Source organism: Neopusillimonas aromaticivorans (genome assembly GCF_030344915.1).
GTDB lineage: Bacteria > Pseudomonadota > Gammaproteobacteria > Burkholderiales > Burkholderiaceae_B > Neopusillimonas > Neopusillimonas aromaticivorans.
Genome location: NZ_CP128233.1, coordinates 3,264,601 through 3,284,569 on the forward strand (window position 1 = coordinate 3,264,601; position 19,969 = coordinate 3,284,569).

At 56.2% G+C, this 19,969-nt stretch carries 15 protein-coding genes and 11 pseudogenes; 10 read left to right on the forward strand and 16 right to left on the reverse strand.

Annotation, left to right across the window (positions count from 1 at the left end):
- The first annotated feature begins 8 nt into the window (after nucleotides 1–8).
- A complete protein-coding gene (locus N7E01_RS18075) occupies nucleotides 9–1,304 on the forward strand; it encodes an NCS2 family permease (RefSeq protein WP_289173887.1) in 1,296 nt (431 codons plus the stop codon).
- Nucleotides 1,305–1,430: 126 nt separating this feature from the next.
- Nucleotides 1,431–1,798: pseudogene (gene trxA, locus N7E01_RS18080) on the forward strand (thioredoxin); the annotation flags it as partial.
- Here trxA and N7E01_RS18085 read toward each other — a convergent pair.
- The 6 genes and pseudogenes from N7E01_RS18085 to tadA all read right to left on the reverse strand — a co-directional run bounded on the left by N7E01_RS18085 (nucleotide 1,703) and on the right by tadA (nucleotide 5,901).
- Nucleotides 1,703–2,353, reverse strand: coding sequence for an IMPACT family protein (locus tag N7E01_RS18085; RefSeq protein WP_350494897.1), 651 nt, complete (start codon nucleotides 2,351–2,353; stop codon nucleotides 1,703–1,705). The pseudogene trxA and the gene N7E01_RS18085 sit on opposite strands and share 96 nt — an antisense overlap.
- 73 nt (nucleotides 2,354–2,426) lie before the next feature.
- Nucleotides 2,427–4,027: pseudogene (locus N7E01_RS18090) on the reverse strand (ABC-F family ATPase).
- A gap of 149 nt (nucleotides 4,028–4,176) precedes the next feature.
- Entirely contained in the window at nucleotides 4,177–4,518 is a 342-nt protein-coding gene (locus N7E01_RS19185; protein WP_350494898.1) for a S66 peptidase family protein, read from the reverse strand.
- Between the two features lie 142 nt (nucleotides 4,519–4,660).
- Nucleotides 4,661–5,028: pseudogene (locus tag N7E01_RS19190) on the reverse strand (LD-carboxypeptidase).
- Nucleotides 5,029–5,045: 17 nt separating this feature from the next.
- A complete protein-coding gene (locus N7E01_RS18100; protein ID WP_289173888.1) occupies nucleotides 5,046–5,195 on the reverse strand; it encodes a hypothetical protein in 150 nt (49 codons plus the stop codon).
- Nucleotides 5,196–5,355: 160 nt separating this feature from the next.
- Nucleotides 5,356–5,901 (reverse strand): tRNA adenosine(34) deaminase TadA, encoded by a 546-nt coding sequence (gene tadA / locus N7E01_RS18105; RefSeq protein ID WP_289173890.1) that lies wholly within the window; start codon nucleotides 5,899–5,901, stop codon nucleotides 5,356–5,358.
- A 140-nt stretch (nucleotides 5,902–6,041) separates the two neighbouring features.
- Between tadA and N7E01_RS18110 the strand changes: the two genes are divergently transcribed.
- Both N7E01_RS18110 and N7E01_RS18115 read left to right on the forward strand, forming a co-directional pair.
- The gene (locus N7E01_RS18110; RefSeq protein ID WP_289173892.1) at nucleotides 6,042–6,473 is read left to right on the forward strand and encodes a hypothetical protein; all 432 of its coding nucleotides are present in this window, start codon (nucleotides 6,042–6,044) and stop codon (nucleotides 6,471–6,473) included.
- Nucleotides 6,370–6,870, forward strand: coding sequence for a universal stress protein (locus N7E01_RS18115; RefSeq protein ID WP_289173893.1), 501 nt, complete (start codon nucleotides 6,370–6,372; stop codon nucleotides 6,868–6,870). The genes N7E01_RS18110 and N7E01_RS18115 overlap by 104 nt, the downstream gene beginning before the upstream one ends.
- Before the next feature lie 146 nt (nucleotides 6,871–7,016).
- Here the strand turns inward: N7E01_RS18115 and N7E01_RS18120 are convergent, their stop codons facing one another.
- Both N7E01_RS18120 and N7E01_RS18125 read right to left on the reverse strand, forming a co-directional pair.
- Nucleotides 7,017–7,502 (reverse strand): ADP-dependent NAD(P)H-hydrate dehydratase, encoded by a 486-nt coding sequence (locus tag N7E01_RS18120; protein ID WP_289173895.1) that lies wholly within the window; start codon nucleotides 7,500–7,502, stop codon nucleotides 7,017–7,019.
- A complete protein-coding gene (locus N7E01_RS18125; protein ID WP_289173897.1) occupies nucleotides 7,439–8,521 on the reverse strand; it encodes an NAD(P)H-hydrate epimerase in 1,083 nt (360 codons plus the stop codon). The genes N7E01_RS18120 and N7E01_RS18125 overlap by 64 nt, the downstream gene beginning before the upstream one ends.
- 91 nt (nucleotides 8,522–8,612) lie before the next feature.
- On the opposite strand from N7E01_RS18125, the gene N7E01_RS18130 reads away from it, so the two are divergent.
- Complete coding sequence (locus N7E01_RS18130; RefSeq protein ID WP_289173898.1) at nucleotides 8,613–9,542, forward strand: ABC transporter ATP-binding protein; 930 nt, start codon at nucleotides 8,613–8,615, stop codon at nucleotides 9,540–9,542.
- A pseudogene (locus N7E01_RS18135) lies at nucleotides 9,539–10,299 on the forward strand (ABC transporter permease). Before N7E01_RS18130 ends, N7E01_RS18135 begins: the two are co-directional and overlap by 4 nt.
- Before the next feature lie 88 nt (nucleotides 10,300–10,387).
- Here the strand turns inward: N7E01_RS18135 and N7E01_RS18140 are convergent.
- Genes N7E01_RS18140 through N7E01_RS18150 form a run of 3 tightly spaced genes read right to left on the reverse strand, consistent with a single transcriptional unit; the run spans nucleotide 10,388 to nucleotide 11,970 of the window.
- Nucleotides 10,388–10,870: a YajQ family cyclic di-GMP-binding protein gene (locus N7E01_RS18140; RefSeq protein WP_289173899.1), complete on the reverse strand. Its 483-nt coding sequence runs from the start codon at nucleotides 10,868–10,870 to the stop codon at nucleotides 10,388–10,390.
- A gap of 18 nt (nucleotides 10,871–10,888) precedes the next feature.
- Entirely contained in the window at nucleotides 10,889–11,614 is a 726-nt protein-coding gene (locus tag N7E01_RS18145) for an LrgB family protein (protein ID WP_289173901.1), read from the reverse strand.
- Nucleotides 11,611–11,970: a CidA/LrgA family protein gene (locus N7E01_RS18150; RefSeq protein ID WP_289173903.1), complete on the reverse strand. Its 360-nt coding sequence runs from the start codon at nucleotides 11,968–11,970 to the stop codon at nucleotides 11,611–11,613. Before N7E01_RS18150 ends, N7E01_RS18145 begins: the two co-directional genes overlap by 4 nt.
- Nucleotides 11,971–12,216: 246 nt before the next feature.
- Between N7E01_RS18150 and N7E01_RS19585 the strand changes: the two are divergent.
- Together N7E01_RS19585 and N7E01_RS18160 are read left to right on the forward strand one after the other, a co-directional pair.
- Nucleotides 12,217–13,438 (forward strand): annotated as a pseudogene (locus tag N7E01_RS19585) (MFS transporter).
- Between the two features lie 195 nt (nucleotides 13,439–13,633).
- A pseudogene (locus N7E01_RS18160) lies at nucleotides 13,634–13,824 on the forward strand (YqaE/Pmp3 family membrane protein).
- A 41-nt stretch (nucleotides 13,825–13,865) separates the two neighbouring features.
- On the opposite strand, the pseudogene N7E01_RS18165 reads toward N7E01_RS18160, so the two are convergent.
- From N7E01_RS18165 to cheY, 5 genes and pseudogenes are all read right to left on the reverse strand, one after another.
- Nucleotides 13,866–14,851: pseudogene (locus N7E01_RS18165) on the reverse strand (diaminopimelate dehydrogenase).
- A 78-nt stretch (nucleotides 14,852–14,929) separates the two neighbouring features.
- A pseudogene (locus N7E01_RS18170) lies at nucleotides 14,930–15,684 on the reverse strand (5'-methylthioadenosine/adenosylhomocysteine nucleosidase).
- Between the two features lie 716 nt (nucleotides 15,685–16,400).
- On the reverse strand, nucleotides 16,401–16,865 hold the full coding sequence (locus N7E01_RS18175) for a hypothetical protein (RefSeq protein WP_289173905.1): 465 nt from the start codon (nucleotides 16,863–16,865) through the stop codon (nucleotides 16,401–16,403).
- Between the two features lie 375 nt (nucleotides 16,866–17,240).
- A complete protein-coding gene (locus tag N7E01_RS18180; RefSeq protein WP_289173907.1) occupies nucleotides 17,241–17,849 on the reverse strand; it encodes a protein phosphatase CheZ in 609 nt (202 codons plus the stop codon).
- Between the two features lie 38 nt (nucleotides 17,850–17,887).
- Nucleotides 17,888–18,276 (reverse strand): annotated as a pseudogene (cheY, locus tag N7E01_RS18185) (chemotaxis response regulator CheY).
- A gap of 547 nt (nucleotides 18,277–18,823) precedes the next feature.
- On the opposite strand from cheY, the pseudogene sul2 reads away from it, so the two are divergent.
- Nucleotides 18,824–19,637 (forward strand): annotated as a pseudogene (gene sul2 / locus N7E01_RS18190) (sulfonamide-resistant dihydropteroate synthase Sul2).
- 86 nt (nucleotides 19,638–19,723) lie between these two features.
- Nucleotides 19,724–19,966, forward strand: a pseudogene (gene glmM / locus N7E01_RS18195) (phosphoglucosamine mutase); the annotation flags it as partial.
- Between the last annotated feature and the right edge of the window lie 3 nt (nucleotides 19,967–19,969).

Sequence of the window (19,969 nt, forward strand, 5' to 3'; positions counted from 1 at the left end):
GGCAATGTATGCTGGAAAACCTGTTTAAGCTTCAGGAACATGGAACCAACCCCCGCACCGAGATTTTAGCGGGTGTCACCACATTCCTGACGATGGCCTACATCATTTTTGTGAATCCGGCCATTCTGTCAACTACTGGCATGGATAGCGGCGCCATTTTTGTGGCCACCTGCCTGGCTGCCGCCATCGGTACACTGATCATGGCGTTTGTCGCCAACTGGCCGGTCGGCATGGCCCCCGGCATGGGCCTGAACGCATTCTTTGCGTTCACCATTGTCGGCGCCATGGGCTACAGCTGGCAGCAAGCGCTGGGCGCGGTATTCATTTCAGGCATTATTTTCCTTTTGCTGACCGTTACCGGTATCCGCACCTGGATCGTCGAAGGCATCCCGAAATCGCTGCGCTCGGCTATTGTGGCCGGTATTGGCCTGTTCCTGGCCATCATTGCCCTCAAAACCTCGGGCATCGTGGTGGGCAGCGAAGCCACGCTGGTCACCTTGGGCGACCTGACTGCACCCTCAACACTGTACGCCATCCTCGGGCTGTTCATCATTGCCGCCCTCGACGCCCTGAAAGTTCGCGGTGCCATCCTGATCGGCATTCTGGCCGTCACCATTCTGTCTATTTTGACCGGCCATCAGGAATTTGGCGGGGTGTTCTCGGCGCCGCCCAGTCTGGCCCCCACGTTCATGCAACTTGACATCATGGGTGCCCTGAACTTTGGTTTTGTCAACATCATTCTGGTGCTGGTACTGGTCGAGGTTTTCGATGCCACCGGCACCATGATCGGCGTTGCCAAGCGTGCCAACCTGATGCCGGAAGGCAAGCCCAATCGTCTGGGCCGGGCCCTGCTGGCTGACAGTACCGCCATTGTTGCCGGTTCCATGCTGGGCACCAGCAGCACCACGGCCTATATTGAAAGCACCTCGGGAGTTCAGGCGGGTGGCCGTACCGGTCTTACTGCCGTTACCGTTGCCGTATTGTTCTTGCTGGCCCTGTTCCTGGCCCCGCTGGCCGGCTCGGTTCCTGGCTATGCCACGGCCCCCGCACTGCTGTATGTCGCTGGCCTGATGCTTCGCGAAATCGCCGAGGTCGACTGGTACGATGCCACAGAAGCCACACCGGCGGCATTAACGGCCGTCGCCATGCCCTTCACCTACTCGATTGCAAATGGCCTGGCCTTTGGTTTCATTAGCTACGTGGTACTGAAGATCATCACCGGGCGCTTCAGCCAGATCCATCCTGCAACCTTCATCGTCGCTGTTCTTTTTGTCATCAAGTACGCCTATTTTGGCGGACACTGACACCGGCAATACCCCTGCGGCTGGCAGGCGCTGCACGTGCAAAGCTCTACGTAAACCAGTACACTGGATACGCAGTAGTTGCACATGCAAGCGGCCTGTCAGCCGCTTTTTCATTTCGGGAGCCCCATGAGCACGATCGAACTTACCAAAGACACTTTTCAGGCGGCTGTCCTAGACAGCAAACCGCTCATCGTTGATTTCTGGGCCCCTGGTGTGGCCCCTGCCGCAGTTTTTCACCGATTTTTGAAAAAGTGGCCGCTGGTCACGATGACATCACGTTTGCCAAGGTCAATACCGAAGAGCAGGAAGAGCTGGCCGGGGCGTTGGGTATTCGCTCGATTCCCACACTCATGGTCTTCCGCGAACAGGTTTTGTTGTTCAACCAAGCCGGTGCATTGTCAGCCAGCCAGCTTGAAGAACTGGTCGGCCAGGTGAAAACCATTGATATGGCCCAGGTTCATGCCGATATTGCTGCCCAGCAGCAAAAGAACAAGACCAGGGTTGATGAGGTCAAAAATCACCCCTGATCGGGTGATTTTTTCGATCAGCCCCTGGCCACGCGTCAGGTTGGTAAATTCAAGCTCGAAAGCCGCATAATTATCGACAGGCAACGCCAGTTGCCATGTCACGCCCTGGCCATCGAACTGTTCGTCTTCAATCATCACGCCAAATCCCTCAAGCCGCGATCGCACCAGCGCCATGTCGGAAAAGGCGCAGGTACAGTAGCATGTCGCAAGATTGAGCAATTCAATTTTGGGTGCAGCACGAAGGCATTGCGCCGCCGTACCCCCATAGGCACGGATCAGGCCGCCGGTACCGAGCTTGATGCCACCAAACCAGCGCACCACCAGCACAACCACCTGATCAAGCCCCTGCCCCTCGATAGCCTGCAAAATAGGTTTGCCTGCCGTACCACCGGGTTCACCATCGTCATTGAACCGGTAGGCTTGCCCGATTTTCCAGGCCCAGCAATTGTGGGTTGCGGCCGGATCGGAATGCTGGCCAATGAAATCAGCCGCGTCGTGGGGGTCCGTACCGGGGCCGCCCACACCAGAAAGCGACTTTTCCGGACGTCTTCCTGGTACGAAACGGGTTCAGACAAGGTGTAGGCCAAACCGGTTCCTAAGCTTCGATACCCCGTGATGCGAGGAAATCGTCATAGCCGCCCGCATAGTCGATAATCTGACCGTCGTGCTGGATTTCAAGAATACGTGTGGCCAGACCGGAAACGAACTCGCGATCATGCGAAACAAACACCAGAGTACCTTCGAATTTTTCAAGGGCATACTGCAATGACTCGATGGACTCCATGTCGAGGTGGTTGGTGGGTTCGTCAAGCAGCAACACATTGTGTCGCCCCAGCATCAGGCGACCAAATGTCATGCGATTCTTTTCACCCCGGACAATACCTTGACCTGTTTGACGATATCATCGGCAGAAAACAGCAGGCGCCCCAGAACGGAACGCATGGCCTGATCATCATCACCTGGCTGGCGGTAGTCGGCCATCCAGTCGAACAGATTCTTGTCAGACTGGAACTGATCGGACACGTCTTGCGCCATGTACCCCATGTCAGCGTTTTCCGACCATTTGATGGTACCGGTATCGGGGGCCAGGTCACCGGCCAGCATGCGCAACAGTGTGGTTTTACCCACCCCGTTGGCACCCACGATAGCGATTTTCTCGCCGGCTTCCACCATGGCCGAATAGCGCTGGATGACCGGGTGGTCGTAGGCTTTGGAAATGCCTTCGATGGTGACGGCCAGACGGTGCATGGCCTTCTTCTGCTCGAAACGGATATACGGGTTCTGCCGCGACGACGGTTTGACTTCAACAGTTTCCGACTTGATGCGGTCAATTTGCTTGAGACGCGACGTGGCCTGACGCGACTTGGACTTGTTGGCGGCAAAACGGCGCACGAAGTCTTGCAATTCGGCCACACGCTCTTTGGCCTTGGCATTGACGGCACTGATACGCTCGCGCGCCTGGGCAGCGGCCAGCATGTAGTCATCGTAGTTGCCCGGGTACACGCGCAATTCACGGTAATCAAGGTCGGCCATGTGCGTACACACCTGATTCAGGAAGTGACGATCGTGGCTGATGATGATCATGGTGCTTTGGTAGCCATTCAACACATTTTCGAGCCAGCGAATGGTGTTGATATCGAGGTTGTTGGTGGGCTCATCAAGCAACAGGACATCGGGGTTCGAAAACAGTGCCTGCGCCAGCAAAACACGCAGTTTCCAGCCCGGAGCGATTTCGCGCATGGGCAGGTTATGCTGCTCGACCGGAATCTCAAGGCCCAGCAACAATTCGCCGGCACGAGCCTCGGCCGTGTAGCCGTCGTACTCAGCGAACTTGGCCTCGAGATTGGCCGCTTCCATGTAGTCTTCTTCGGTGGCGTCGGGGTTGGCATAAATGGCATCACGACGACTCATGACGTCCCACATTTCTGCGTGGCCCATGAGTACGACATCAAGGACACGGATGTCTTCGTAGGCGAACTGGTCTTGACGCAGTTTGCCCAGACGCACACCGGGTTCGAGTGAAACGTTGCCCGAACTGGGCTCGAGATCACCACCGATGATTTTCATGAAGGTTGATTTGCCAGAGCCATTGGCCCCGATCAGACCGTAACGGTTGCCTTCGCCGAACTTGACGCTGACATTTTCAAACAGCGGCTTGGGACCAAACTGGATCGTAAGATTTGCGGTAGAGATCACTTGAAGCGTTTCACCAAAACAGTAAAAATAAGGGTAACCCCGCAGTTTAACAAGGAAAACCTGCAAGTGCTGGTTTAGTTAAAACCAGCAAGTGCTGGTTTAGTTAAAACCTGCAAGTGCTGGTTTAGTTAAAAACGGAACCTGCCGGTTTAATGTTCGTGTTCGTCGAGCACCAGATGGGCCATGCCCTTTTCAGTGGCAATACCCACTACCCGGCCTACCGGCAGGGTCGCCTTGACCTTGATATGACCGTACGGCAAGCCCGTGACCACCGGCACCTTGACGGTCGAACGCAACCACTTGATGACACTGGGCATGTCAAAGCCATTGTCAGGAGCCCCCAGCTTGTAACCATTGAAGTGGCCAAGCACAATCGTCTTCTGGCGCTCAAGAATGCCAGCCTGCCAGAGCTGGGCCAGCATGCGCTCGACACGGTAGGGATGCTCGGAAATGTCTTCCAGGAACAGAATGCCCCCATCGATGTCGGGCATGTAGGGGTACCCACCAGCGAGGCCACCATGGCCAGATTGCCGCCCCACAAGACCCCGCGTGCATCGACCCGGTCAGCATCGGGCGATTCAAAACTGAGGATCTCAAGTTGCCCGCTCAGGGTTTCCACGAACAAATCGGCCGTCAGATCATCCAGTTTTTTGCACCGAAGTCACCTACCGCCATCGGCCCGGAAAAACTGTGCGCCCCGGTTTTAGCCAGCAACGCCAGATTGAACAGCGTAAAGTCGCTAAGGCCGACAAACGTCTTGCCGCTTTGAGCGACCGCGTTCCAGTCAATAAGGGGCAACAGGCGGCTGAGCCCATACCCCCGCGCGTGGCCATGACAACCGGATGCTTTTGTTTCAGCGCCCGATTGATGCCAGCCAGACGCTGACGATCGGTACCGGCAAACCGTTCATGTACCGCCAGTGCTGTGCGATCAACCGTGGTCTTGAACCCCAAACGCTTCAGGCGCTTGCAGGCACGCTCAAGGTCGGCCGGTTCTGGCACGGCACCCGACGGTGAGATCAGATAGATACCCCGGGGTTGGTCACGCCGGCACCCGCGTCGATGACAGGATGATCATGACGCTGACCCGATGCATGATCAACTTCGACCGAACCAGTATGATCCCGGTATACAGCAGCCGCCGGACCGGCAGTTTTCTTTTTGGCCATGGTGCCTTGTCTTGAAGAGTTCAGATTGAACGGGGCCGGAAGGGACGCCTCTTCAACAGAATCGCGTCACAACCTTCCGCCAAGTGTAATTATGAATGATCAGCAGCGCGGGACGTAAAAATAACCAAAGCCCCTTGACACTGAACAAGGAGGGCTTGGCTTACCCTGCGCTGCCCCCCACCTGCTCATCCGACGCCGCAGCACCACCTTGAAACGCGAGTTTTTGCAAACGAATCTGGGCACGACGCTGACGGAAAAAATCAGACAGCGCCTGCCCGCAGGCCTCGGCCATCAGCCCGCCCGAAACTGCGGTGTGGTGGTTGATTTGTGAAACAGAGGCCAGATCAAGCACACTGCCGCACGCCCCGGTTTTAAGGTCGGCCGCGCCAAACACCACATGAGCGACACGGGCGTGCATCATGGCCCCCATGCACATGACACAAGGCTCAAGGGTGACGTAAACACGGGTATCGGGTAAACGGTAGTTGCCGACGCGTCGGGCGGCATCGCGTAACGCCACCACTTCGGCATGGGCGGTTGGATCGTGATCGATTATGGTACGGTTATACCCTTGCCCAAGCAGATTGCCCTGCGGGTCCAGGACAACCGCACCCACAGGCACTTCACCGAGCCCAGCGGCAAGGGCCGCTTGCGCAAGCGCCAGCTGCATGCCCGTGCGATCAAGCTCGGAAAACAGATCGGACATAGAATTTGCGTGAATTGAACATGCTATTGGCATGGAGTGAACTTGCGTAAACTCAAGTTTTTTGTCAGTCTACGTTATTAGAACCCGACTTTTATTAGAATCACACTTTAACTTAATTAATAACCCGTCAGGAGACGAGAATGCTGGGACGTATTGCCATTGATTTAACCAAAGACGCCAACCACCTTCGACGCCTGGAAACCACCCTTCGGCTGGCCAAGTCGCACAATGCTGAAGTGGTTGGCATTTATCCCAGCCCCGAACCCACCGACTACCTGCGTGACGGCAGCCTCATTCCGCGCGAGCTGACCCAAATGATGTCCACCCACCTCGTTCAAGAGCGCGACGAGGTTGAGGCACTGTTCCACAGCAAAGCCAGCGAATTCGGCGTCAAAGCCAGCTGGCGTACCCCAGGGTCTGGCCGAAGAAGTACTGGCCCTGCATGCCCGCTACTGCGACCTGCTGGTCATGAGCCAAAACGTCAAACAAACCTCATCACTGCGTCAAAGCATTGCCGAAACCGTTATTACAACGGCGGGCCGACCCGTGCTTATGGTTCCGTACATTGGTGAACTGAGCCCCATTGGTTCGCGCATTCTGGTTTCCTGGGATCATGGCCGTCGTGCCTCTCGTGCGCTGGCCGATGCCGATCACATCCTGAAAAACGCTCAGGAAATCGTCATTCTGACCATTGACGAAAAAACCAACAAGCTGGATAACCTTGACATTAATGATGACGATCTCGAGGCTTATTTTGCAGCTAAAGGTTATGTTGCACCGAAGCGTCTGCGTCTTGACAGTGCCGATGCCGGCATCGGTAATACCATTCTGAATGCCGCCAGCGACCAGGGCTCTGACCTGATCGTCATGGGCGCCTACAACCGCAGCCGTATCCGTGAGTGGATGCTGGGCGGCACGTCCAAGACATTGCTCGATTCGATGACTGTACCCATTTTGTTCTCGCACTAATCAACGATAACCATCGGGGAGCCACATGCTTTCCCGAGGTTTCGAGCACGATGAAAAGCCCGCCTTGTGCTGGGCTTTTCATCGCCTGCACGAACACGAAAAAGAAACAGACAAGACCTTGCTTGCCTTCAAGGGTTGAACAGACACTACAGACTTGCTTGTCCGCCGTGATGGCCACGCCTGGAAAGCAACTGCCGCAGCACACCGGGAACCTGCCCCGGCAAGTCTTCAGACACAAGGCCAGGACCAAAACCGGTGGCTGCCTGACCATGAATCCAGGTGGCGGCACACGCTGCCTTGAACGGGCTCATACCCTGAGCCAGCAACCCCGCAATCAACCCGGTCAGGACATCGCCGCTACCCCCGGTGGCCAGCCAGGGCGGCGCATTGGTATTGATCACCGCCTGCCCGTCAGGTGCGGCAATAACCGTGTCTGCTCCTTTGAGCAAGACGATCGCGCCCGATTGACGCGCAGCGTCACGCACGCGGGTCAGTTTGTCGCGGGCGCCCGCCTCGCCGAAAAGGCGAACAAATTCGCCGTCATGTGGCGTCAGAACACACTCATGATTCAAAGCCGACAGGAGTGATTCCGGATGAGACCCGAACGATGTAATGGCATCGGCATCGAGCACGACCCGGCGCCCGGTCGCCAAAGCCCACTTGACCTGCTCACGGGTTTGCCCCCTACCCCGGCTCCCGGCCCCACCAACAGAACGTTTTTACGTGTGTCCGAGAAAATGTCATTCAGACTGGCCATATCGGTATAGGGTGTCACCATGATGCCTTCAAGCGCTGTCGCATACACGGCCCACGAAAACACCGGCGCGGCCACGGTAACCAGACCCGCACCCATGCGCGCTGCCGACCGGGCCGCAAGACGTGCGGCACCGGTCATGGTCTGCCCACCGACCACCAGCACATGCCCTCGATGGTATTTATGCCCTTCGGGCGACGGCCAGGGAAAATCACGCAACCACAGCAACGGATCGTTCTCGTGGGTGTCGGGTACGATCTGATCGAACACGGTATCCGAAATACCGATGTCAGCCACCACGATGTCACCGCACAGCCGCCGCCCCGGGTAAAGCACATGTCCCGGCTTTTTACGAAAAAATGTAACGCTTAACTGTGCCGCCACCGCATCTCCATGCGTCTGCCCGGTAGCCCCGTCAACCCCACTGGGTAAATCGATGGCACAAACCGGCAACTGACGCCGATGCAGCGCCTGCACGAAACTGGCCACTGGCTCGGCCAGGGCACGCTGCAAACCCGCCCCATAAAGCGCATCAACCACCAGATCAGCCTCGTCAAGCAGGCCAACCGACAGCGGATAAACCGGCCCGGACCAAAGGCGCGCATGATGCAGGGCATCAGCTGTCGTTGGAGGACTGCCGTCGGGCGATGCCACCAGCACCGGCCAGCCCTGTTCATGCAAAAGGCGCGCCACGACGTAGCCATCGCCACCATTGTTGCCCGGCCCGCAAGCCACCAGCACACGGCACGGCGTAAACCGTTGAGTCATCGCCTGAACAACCGCCTGGCCGGCGGCTTCCATAAGCTGGATGCCCGGCGTGCCGGCCCGAATGGTGGCGGCATCGGCACGCGCCATTTCAACCGGCGCAAGCACCGCCTTTACATTGTGATTGTCCATGGTAGTCTGTTGTCTGAATTCACGCGGTAACGCCAATCATAGGGCATACGCCTCAACTTGCGTATCCGCGTTTCAACCTGCAGGGACTCCTTTGAACTCACCGATTCTTTCCATTCGCAACGTTTCAAAAGTCTATGCCTCGGGGCATCAGGCGCTGTATGACATCAACCTGGAAATTCAGCGTGGTGAGATTTTCGCACTGCTCGGCCCGAACGGGGCCGGCAAAACCACGCTGATCAATGGCATCTGTGGCCTGATCAACCTGACGCATGGCCAGGTCACCATCAACGGGTTTGACCATGTTCGTCATTACCGACAGGCCCGCGCCTGCATTGGCCTGGTTCCACAAGAGCTTACGGCTGAAGCCTTTGAAAAAGTCTGGAATACCGTCAGCTACAGCCGAGGCCTGTTCGGCAAACGTCCTGATCCGGCATTGATTGAAAAGATTCTCAAGTCATTGTCACTTTGGGAAAAACGTAACAGCCGCTTGCTGACCTTATCCGGCGGCATGAAGCGTCGTGTCCTGATTGCCAAAGCCCTGTCGCACGAACCGCCCATACTGTTTCTTGATGAGCCCACCGCCGGCGTGGACGTTGAATTGCGAAAAGGCATGTGGGATGTCATTCGCGAACTCAAGAACAACGGCGTGACCATCATTCTGACCACGCACTACATTGAAGAGGCCGAAGAAATGGCCGACCGCATTGGCATCATCCGGCAAGGCCGGCTGATTCTGGTGGAAGACAAGCTCACCCTGATGCAGTCACTCGGCAAGAAAGAACTGGCGCTTGAATTGCAACGCCCTCTGCACGCCCTGCCGGCCGCACTGCAAGATCCGCATATCAGCCTCTCTGCTGACGGCCGACGGCTGGTTTATACCTACGACAGTCAAACCGGGCAAACCGCCATCGCATCGCTGCTGAGCCGGCTGTACGAGGCAGGCGTGGTATACACCGACCTGCAAACGCGACAAAGCTCGCTGGAAGATATTTTTGTCGACCTGATCAAGGAAGATGCATGAACCTGCAAGCCATTCGTGCCATTTACCTGTTTGAAATGTACCGGCTGCGCCGCAACCTGTCGCAAAGCCTGATTGCACCCGTCTTGTCGACATCGCTGTATTTCGTGGTGTTCGGGTCGGCCATTGGCAGCCGCATGCAGGATATTGACGGGGTAAATTACGGCGCCTTCATCGTACCCGGGCTGATCATGCTGTCGGTACTGACGCAAAGCATCTCGAACGCGTCGTTCAGCATTTACTTTCCACGCTTCACCGGCACCATTTATGAGTTGCTATCAGCGCCGGTGTCTTATCTGGAAATTCTGGCAGGTTATGTCGGCGCCGCCGCCAGCAAGTCGTTGCTGCTGGCGCTGATCATCCTGGGCACCGCTGCATTTTTTGTGCCCTTGCAAATTCAGCACCCGGCCTGGATGCTGGTTTTCCTGGTGCTGACCGCCCTGACCTTCAGCCTGTTCGGGTTCATCATCGGCGTCTGGGCCGACAGCTTCGAAAGCCTGCAAATCGTGCCGCTACTGATTGTGACCCCCTGACGTTCCTGGGCGGCAGCTTTTACGCCATTTCCATGCTGCCGCCATTCTGGCAGGCCGTCAGTCTGTTGAACCCGGTGGTCTACCTGATCAGCGGCTTTCGCTGGAGCTTTTATGGCAGTGCCGATGTGAGCCTGGCCACCAGCCTTGGGGTGACATTGGCAATACTGATGGTCTGCATGGGCATTGTGGCCTGGATCTTCAAGACCGGATACCGGTTGCGGCAATAGCAACAGACCCTAAGCCACTACATGTCAAATGCGCCAAAACTGCTTATTACGCAAGCGCACACCCGCTACGCACCTGGTAAATCACAGATCAGTCACGAAAATTGTTGAATTGCAGCGGCAGATCGACCTCTTGCTGGCGCAACAAGGCAATGGCCGCTTGCAAATCGTCACGCTTCTTGCCGGTAACCCGCAGTTTTTCGCCGTTGATCTGGGTTTCAACCTTGAGCTTGGCCGCCTTGACGGCAGCGATCAGCTTCTTGGACACCGCTTGCTCAATCCCCTGGCGAACCGTGATTTTCTGGCGGGCGCCTGCCACGTTTTCCAGTAAATCGCCCTCTTCCAGACAACGCACGTCAATACCGCGAGCCGACAGGCGGCCACGCAAAATATCGAGCATCTGGCGTAACTGGAAGGGACTGGGTGCGATTTGTGTCACCACATACCCTTCCAGCTCAAACGAGGCATTGCTGCCCTTGAAGTCAAAGCGGGTGGACAGCTCACGGTTGGCCTGATCCACCGCATTGGACAATTCGTGCTTGTCGACTTCCGAGACGACATCAAATGAAGGCATGACGAGTTTCCTTGAAAATTAAAACAAACCGAATAACGCCAGCACCAGCGGCACCGCCAGTGCCGTTGCAATGCCGTTCAGACATAACCCCAGTGCCGAAAAGGCCCCGTTGGTTTCACCCACCTGAATCGCTTTGGCCGTGCCAATCGCGTGCGCTGATAACCCTTTGGTAAACCCGTGAATGACCGGGTCAGAGATTTTCAGAAATTTAAGCACTGGACCGGTCAAGACCGCACCAGCAATACCGGTAATACCCACGGCCACCGTCGTCAGTGACGGAACCCCGCCTGTCAGTGCCGCCACCTCGACGGCAATGGGCATGGTGGCGGATTTTGGCGCCAGGGACAATAGGGTGTCTGTCGATGCACCAAACAGCCAGGCAATACCCAACGCCGACAAAATCGCAGTGAAGCACCCCACCACCAGCGCCACACCGATGGGCTTCCAGAGGTGCCTGAGCCGGGGCAACTGCGTATACAACGGTACGGCCAGTGCCACGGTTGCCGGACCAATCAGGAACATGAAAAAACGGGTACCTTGCTCGTAGGCAGCATAGGGTGTACCCGTCAGCAGCAAAACACCCACAATCACGACAACCGAGGTCAATACCGGCAACAGCGCCGGGTGACTGCCCGCCCGCTTGTACAGCGTCAGGGCGGCAATATACACCAGCAGTGTAAACGTGATCCAGACCACCGGCTCGGCCTGCAGCTGGCTCCAGACCTCGGCAAAAGCCTGTTTCATGACTTTTCCCCTTGCTGACGCTTCATCATCCAGGACAAGGTTAACGCCGTAACCGCGATGGTGATGACGGTACCCGCAACGCAGGCGAGCAGAAACGGCAACCACTCATGCGCCAACCGCTCGAAATGCAGCATGATGCCGGCGACAGCCGGAATGAACAACAGCATCAGGTGCTGCAAGACATGACGCGCCGTATCGCGCAGCGCGGCGGGCAGGCGGCCGAGCCACACCAGCCCGCCAAACAGGGCGAGCAAGCCAATCAAGGCCCCCGGTATGGGCAACCCCGTCATGCGTACAAACACTTCGCCCACCAGCTGCAAAACAAGCAGTACAGCGACAACACACAAAACAGGCATTCTGGGTTTCTCCTGGATTAACGAATGGTGAGAACGCAAGGTGACGGCACTGCACAGCCTGGAAAATCAGACAATACCGCACGCCCCGTTAAGGAAAAGGTCAGATGGCAAACGTTACAATGGCCGAAGCACCACAAGCAACCGCCCGTCTGCGACTCGCGCCATCCGGCCTGCCTGTACCCCAACGGTTCAGCCCATACATGCCCGTCAACGCCGAACCCGTCCAACTTACCTAAAGCACTGCACGTGTCCGCACAAACCTCTGAATTCAGTCTTCGCAAAATTGCTGTAGCCGCCTTCGGCCCGTCAATCCTGTTCGGCATCGGCGAAGGCGCCATTTACCCGGTCATTGCCCTGACGGCCCGCGAACTGGGCGCCTCATTGGCGCTAGCCGGGTTAATCGTCGCCCTGTTGGCTATCGGCTCTTTGATCAACAATATTCCTGCCGCCCTGGCTACCGCCCGCTGGGGTGAGCGTCGCGCCATGGTCGGTGCCGCCATTTTAAGCGCGTTCGGACTACTGGCTTGCCTGCTTGCACCCAATACGTGGGTGCTCGCCATCGGCGTGCTGATCATTGGCATGGCAAACTCCGTCTTCTTGCTGGCCCGTCAAACCTACCTGACCGAAGCCGTACCAATACACATGCGCGCACGGGCACTGTCCACGCTGGGCGGAACGACGCGTATCGGCCTGTTCATCGGCCCGTTTGCCGGTGCCGGCCTGATGTACTTCGTGGGGTTGCCGGGTGCCTATGGTGTGGCGATGATTGCCATGATCGGGGCCGGAGCACTGGCCTTCTTTATCCCGGACACTGGAAGCCAAGTCGCAACAGACCAAGGGCTCTTCAGGGGCAGCCAACCCGTCCGGCGAACCCAACCCGGGTATGCTGTCAATCGCGCGAGCTCATTCGACGACGTTCATGACATTAGGTCTGGGCTGCCTGCTGGTGATGGCCATACGTTCATGCCGCCAGGTTGTGATCCCGTTATGGGCTGTACATATTGGGGTCGATGCCACAACGACAGCGGTCGTCTACGGTCTGATGGGCGCGGTCGACATGCTGTTGTTCTACCCTGCCGGCAAGCTGATGGACCACAAAGGTCGTCTTTCGATTGCGCTACCCTCGATGCTGATCATGGGCAGCATGCTGCTTCTGATGCCATTTGCCGAAAGCCTGACCGCCTTTGTGATCGTCAGCATGATTCTCGGCTTTGGCAACGGCATCGGGTCGGGTCTGATCATGACAATTGGTGCCGACGCCTCGCCCGCCCACGGACGACGCCATTTTCTTGGGCTGTGGCGGCTGCTGTCGGATATCGGGGGTAGTGGCGGGCCACTTTTGCTGTCTGGCCTTACCGCGCTGGTTTCGTTGGGCGCCGGCATTGCCACGATTGGCGGCCTGGGCTTTGCAGCGGCCTGGGTGTTCTGGCGATGGCTGCCAAGGCCAACCGACCGCGCAACACCCTGAAAAGAACCATCTTCTTGTCAGTGCCGGCAATCGCTTGATCGCATTGAAGGTATACCCCGATCAGGTCAACGTCGTATTCCAACCTGTTTTACACCGTGCGTCATGACATCTACCCATGTCGCATGACGTCGCGGTGTACTATGTGCCCGATCATTCCAGCCCTGCTTTTAACTCTTTTATTGTCCGAGACACTCCATGCGTTTACTGATTGCCCTTATTTTGCCCTGGCTGACTTTTTCACTATCGGCCGACCATTTGCAGGCTTGATCTGCCTGATTCTGCAAATCACACTGATCGGCTGGATACCAGCAACCATCTGGGCGGTGTATGCACTAAGCCAGTACAAAACAGACAAAAAAATCGAAAAGGCGCTTGGACAGCGCTGATTTCCAGGCACAGGCACTAGATGCCCATGCCTGTGCATTCCTTAAAGCAACTCTTTGCGCAGTTCTGCAGCACTTTTCGGCGATAGCAAGCCTGGCGCAATATCCAGCACTGACATGGCACCCACAGCACCTTGCTGACGCAGACGATAGGCCGCCCGCGCATAGGCCACAAGCACGCTGGCCGTGAACTCGGGGTTGCTGCCCAGCTTCAGGCCAAACTCCATGATTTGCGCACTGTCGGTACCCGTTGTACCGCTACGGATCACAAACCCGCCATGCGGCATCGCCCCATGGTCACGCGCCAGTTCTTGGGCAGTGATGAAGTTTACGGTAGTGTCGTAATCGGCAAAGTAGTCAGGCATGGTGACGATGGCTTCCCTGACTGCATTCGCGTCAGCCCCGGCTTCGAGCACGACATGACACTCGCGGACATGCTTTTCACGTGTTTCAAGCACAGGACGCGTACCACTGCGAACTTTCTCGATGGCCTCTGGCGAGGAATCGTGTACTGCACGGCCCCTGCCACACCCGGTACCCGGCGCACTGCATCTGAATGCCCCTGGCTCAAGCCTTTGCCCCAGAATGTGTAGGTTGCCCCTTCAGGCAAAATGGCTTCGCCGTACAGGCGGTTGATTGAAAACAGGCCCGGGTCCCAACCTACCGAAATGACGGCAACGCGCTGCCCCGACTGTGCCGCCGCATCAACCGCTGCAAAATACTCAGGCACTTTGGCATGGGTATCGAAACTGTCAACCGTGTTGAACAAAGCGGCCAGTTGGGGCCCTTGCTCGGGAAGATCCGCTTTCGAACCACCACACAAAATAAGCACATCGACGGCATCGACAAACTCTGCAACCCGGTCCAGGGGATAGACGGGTACGCCGGTACTTTGAATGATGAGTTTGCCGGGGTCACGCCGGGTGAAGACACCAACGAGCTCCATGTCGGGCGCACGGTCAAGGGCCGATTCAACGCCGCGCCCCAGATTGCCATAGCCCGCAATGGCGATCCTGATCTTGCTGTTCATAGTAAAGTGAAATCCATAGTGAGTTATTGCAAGGCCGGCATGCAAGGCCGACCGCTGGACTGATTGTAAATCGAGACCCTAAAGCAAGCAGATCACCCGCTTCAGAATACCGGCAGAATACTGGCTGGCCACATGCGCCAGAAAACTGTTGAAGTCGTGGCTGGCCTCATCATCTGCCCGGTCGGAAACCGTTCTGATGATGGCAAAAGGGGTGCCGTACTCATGACAAATCTGCGCTACAGCCGCCCCTTCCATTTCAACGCACACCACATCGGGTAACGTGTCTCGCAACGCCTGGGCCGCCGCCGCACTGCTGACAAACTGGTCACCGCTTGCAATCAACCCGGTATGCACATTGGGTGCTGACAGATTGAACGCCTGCCGCGTCGCCACGGAAATGTCCTTCTCCCAGTCAAGGGCAAGGTAATCACGCGCTGCCTTCTCCAGCAAATGGCTCAGCCCATGGTCGGCGTCGATCCGGCTCAGGGCCAGCAGCGGTATTTCATGACGCGGAAACAAGGGGCTTGCATCCAGATCGTGATGCAGCAACGATGAGCCGACCACGACATCACCCACACGGGCATTCCCGGCAATACCGCCCGCCAACCCGGCAAACACGACACGGTCGACACCGAATTCCCGTATCAGGGTTACCGTTGTGGCCGCCGCCGCGACTTTGCCCATGCGGGCCAGCACGACCACACACGGCCGCCCGTACAGCACCCCTGGTGATAGTCGCGCATGCCGATACGCGTGACGGTCACAGACCCCATTTTTTCAAGCAAGGCGGCAATTTCGCCATGCACGGCGGCCATGATGCCGATACGTTGCATTCCGTCCCCTTTGATAGATCCGGCAGAAACGCGCGGATTCAGTGATTATAGGTTCATGCGGTTGTCACTCTGCGAGATCATTCTGATCACACTCCACTTCAGGCTGGAGAACCCTCTCTTGCGCGCCCTGATCAGTCAAAGTGTTGCCTGGCTAGCTGCCATGCTTGCTGCAAACGGTACGCACAGGTCACGTCGGCATAACCGAGTCGTTGCGCGATTTCGTTCATGTCAAGGTTCTGTTCGAACAAACCGGCTGCGTAGCTGTTCCGGAGACGTTGGGCAGTGATCACCCCAAAACGCGGGTCAACGAAGGACAGAGGTTTGAAAAATCCCGAATTACACGCGCTACCGTACTTGGATGCATGCCATTGGGATCCTTTTGACTGCAAAACAACAAAACGTGCCTATGTTGACTGCGAGCGAGTCGGTGCTCGCTCCAATCCACAAGCCAGGACGCATCAGGGTCTTGAAGTGTTTGCGTGCGGGCTACATGAGCGGCAGATCCGGCAATTTTTATCCAGATGGAATTTCTGTTTCTTTGCGGAATGATGTCTGAAGCTTTTAGAGCGAGGGCCTCTGACACCTTTAGACCAGCGCACAGGAACGATGCAGCCAACGCCCTGTCGCGGATATTCCTGGACCACGATTTCCCGTTGCTGCACACGAAAGGTCCGGAGTTATCGGCTGGATCAGGGGCAACGACATTGAGCAGGTAGTCATGCAATTGCCGGCATTGCGCCGGGTTGTAAAAATGTCGCGTCATTCGTCTTCGCCTGCTTCCAATAGGGGTCGAACAAGACCTGGTACGAGCGTACCGGATTGACCAGATGTTCAAGACAAGATGAGTGTCTATCAATGCTTTCATGCATGGCATCAAAAGCTCGCTCGATGAGACGAAGATAGCGTTGCCGCTGATTCAATTTGTTAGCGACCAGACCGGCCAGGAATTCCCTGATGTGAACAGGACTGACATCGTTCAGCACCAAATTGTGATCTTTGCACCATTTGGTGAAGACCCGCCATTGCGTGCTATAGACGAGAAACGAGCGCTTTCCGAAGGATGACCGGATCAGCCACGTATCAAAGGCAAGTTCCGGCTGGGCAACCCATTCTGCCAAACCTTTGGTGAACAGAGAGCCGGTGGTTCTTGTTTGAGAAGGCTTGGAGCGGGGCATGTGCATTGGAGTTATTGGTTGACTGTTAATTGCATTATATAATTAAAAACTGTACAAAAACACAGTTCAAAGAATAGTATCATTGCCCGATTAATCTGCTGCCGCAGAATGAGTCGGTTACACCGGGCGCAGGGTTTTCACCCCTCTGCTCAACTGAAATCCGCTGCAGTTGCAGTCAAAACTCAAGCAACCGCCAAGACCGGGCTTCAGACAAGATCAGGCTATCTTCTGCACGCACAGCGATATCTTGAACAGGCAAAGGATGCGGCTCGGCAAGAACCAATACAAGTTGGCGGTTCTGCAAAACCCTGGCGCTCCAAAGCCATGCATAGACGCACCAACCCGGCACGCCGGGCCGGCGAATAATGCTAAACAACTTGCTTAAAAACCGAGGCTGCTGAGCAGATCATCAACTTGATCCTGACTGGAGACGACATCCGCACGCGTTGGATCAATTTGAGGACCGTTAATCAGACCCTCATTGGCATTGACCTGGTCGCGAGCATCTGGAGGAGCATTCTGAATCAGCACGTCGATCAGTTCAGATTCAATAGTGCCAATCAGGATCATCATTTTGGTAATCACCTGCCCGGTCAAATCCTGGAAGCTTTGCGCCATCATGATTTGCATGAGATAGCCGGACAACGCATTCTGGCTTTCGATCCCCTGCTCAAGCAAGGTCTTGAGCTTATAAGGATCAACGGGTTTGCCTTCATTCAGGTCGGCCAGCATGGTTTTCATGGCGCGCCCATGATCATCGACCAACGGTTGTGCAGCTTCGATAGTGCCGAGCACTTCGGTAGCGGCCTGTTCAGTCATCCGTGCCACATACCGCAGCCGTTCACGGGCATCCGGAATCGCCTGTGCAGCCTGCTCGATGGTCTGGCTTAACCCCAGCTCGTACATGCTGTTGCGCAGCAATCGGGTCAACTGCCCGATACGTACCAGCACATCTTCTTGCCCTGCTGCGTCCAGCTTGCTTTGTGGCATTACGTTATCTGCATCGGCCCCATGTGAGATTCCTGTCATCATGCCGCTCCCATTTTTTCAAAAATTTTCTGCAGTTTCTCTTCCAGAACCGCTGCGGTAAACGGCTTTACCACATAACCGGATGCCCCGGTCTGGGCTGCAGCCACGATATTTTCTTTTTGGCCTCGGCAGTGACCATCAGCACCGGGATCTTGGCCATAGCAGGATCAGCACGTATGTTGGACAACATGGTCAGCCCGTCCATGTTGGGCATGTTCCAATCTGCAAGCACCAGTGTGAAGCTGCCCGATTTCAACTTCTCCAAGGCCTGAACGCCATCCTCCGCCTCGTCGACGTTCTCAAAGCCCAAATCTTTGAGCAGATTGCGAATAATACGCCGCATGGTGGGAAAGTCATCAACAACCAGTATTCGAATCGATTTATCCATAGCAAGCCTTTGTTTATTTGCTTAGTTTACGAAGATCAAGAATCACACGCAGAATGAGCACATCCCGCATGGCGATCATTCGCATCAGCCGCTTAATATTGTAGATTGTGCCGCACAACACCGCGTGCAGTCGATCCCATATGAAAAATGGTTAGACGCCGTGAGACACCTAACCCCTTGTTCTACCTCTGGTTCTAACGGTTCACGAGACGCGTTGAAACGGCGTGAGACCCATATGAATCACTCCCACTCTATTGTAAACAAGACATTTTTATCTTTTATATTCAATGGCTTATTTTCCTGCTAATTGGTAATACCATGAAAAATACCATGCTCAGAAAAGGCTTAACAATATTTTGAAAAATTGCCTACTGAGCGCTGCCGCACAGCTCCATAGGCCGCTTTCCTGGCTTTGCTTCCAGATGTATGCTCTTCTGCTCCTGCAGCTAATGGATCACCGCAAACAGGTTACTCGCCTGGGGATTCCCTTTCGACCCGAGCATCCGTATGAGACTCATGCTCGATTATTATTATTATAGAAGCCCCCATGAATAAATCGCTCATCATTTTCGGCATCGTCAACATAACCTCGGACAGTTTCTCCGATGGAGGCCGGTATCTGGCGCCAGACGCAGCCATTGCGCAGGCGCGTAAGCTGATGGCCGAGGGGGCAGATGTGATCGACCTCGGTCCGGCATCCAGCAATCCCGACGCCGCGCCTGTTTCGTCCGACACAGAAATCGCGCGTATCGCGCCGGTGCTGGACGCGCTCAAGGCAGATGGCATTCCCGTCTCGCTCGACAGTTATCAACCCGCGACGCAAGCCTATGCCTTGTCGCGTGGTGTGGCCTATCTCAATGATATTCGCGGTTTTCCAGACGCTGCGTTCTATCCGCAATTGGCGAAATCATCTGCCAAACTCGTCGTTATGCATTCGGTGCAAGACGGGCAGGCAGATCGGCGCGAGGCACCCGCTGGCGACATCATGGATCACATTGCGGCGTTCTTTGACGCGCGCATCGCGGCGCTGACGGGTGCCGGTATCAAACGCAACCGCCTTGTCCTTGATCCCGGCATGGGGTTTTTCTGGGGGCTGCTCCCGAAACCTCGCTCTCGGTGCTGGCGCGGTTCGATGAATTGCGGCTGCGCTTCGATTTGCCGGTGCTTCTGTCTGTTTCGCGCAAATCCTTTCTGCGCGCGCTCACAGGCCGTGGTCCGGGGATGTCGGGGCCGCGACACTCGCTGCAGAGCTTGCCGCCGCCGCAGGTGGAGCTGACTTCATCCGCACACACGAGCCGCGCCCCTTGCGCGACGGGCTGGCGGTATTGGCGGCGCTGAAAGAAACCGCAAGAATTCGTTAACTGCACATTCGGGATATTTCTCTATATTCGCGGTTCAGCAGGCATGTCCCCTTTGAGGGCGACCCGACGACAGGATAATCGACCTTATGGTGCGCAAATATTTCGGCACAGACGGTATTCGTGGCAAAGCCAACGAAGGCGCGATGACGGCGGAAACCGCCTTGCGCGTCGGCATGGCGGCTGGCCGTGTCTTTCGTCGCGGTGACCACCGCCATCGTGTCGTGATCGGCAAGGATACGCGCCTGTCGGGCTATATGCTTGAACCCGCGCTCACAGCCGGTTTCACCTCGATGGGCATGGACGTATTCCTTTTTGGCCCGCTGCCGACAACG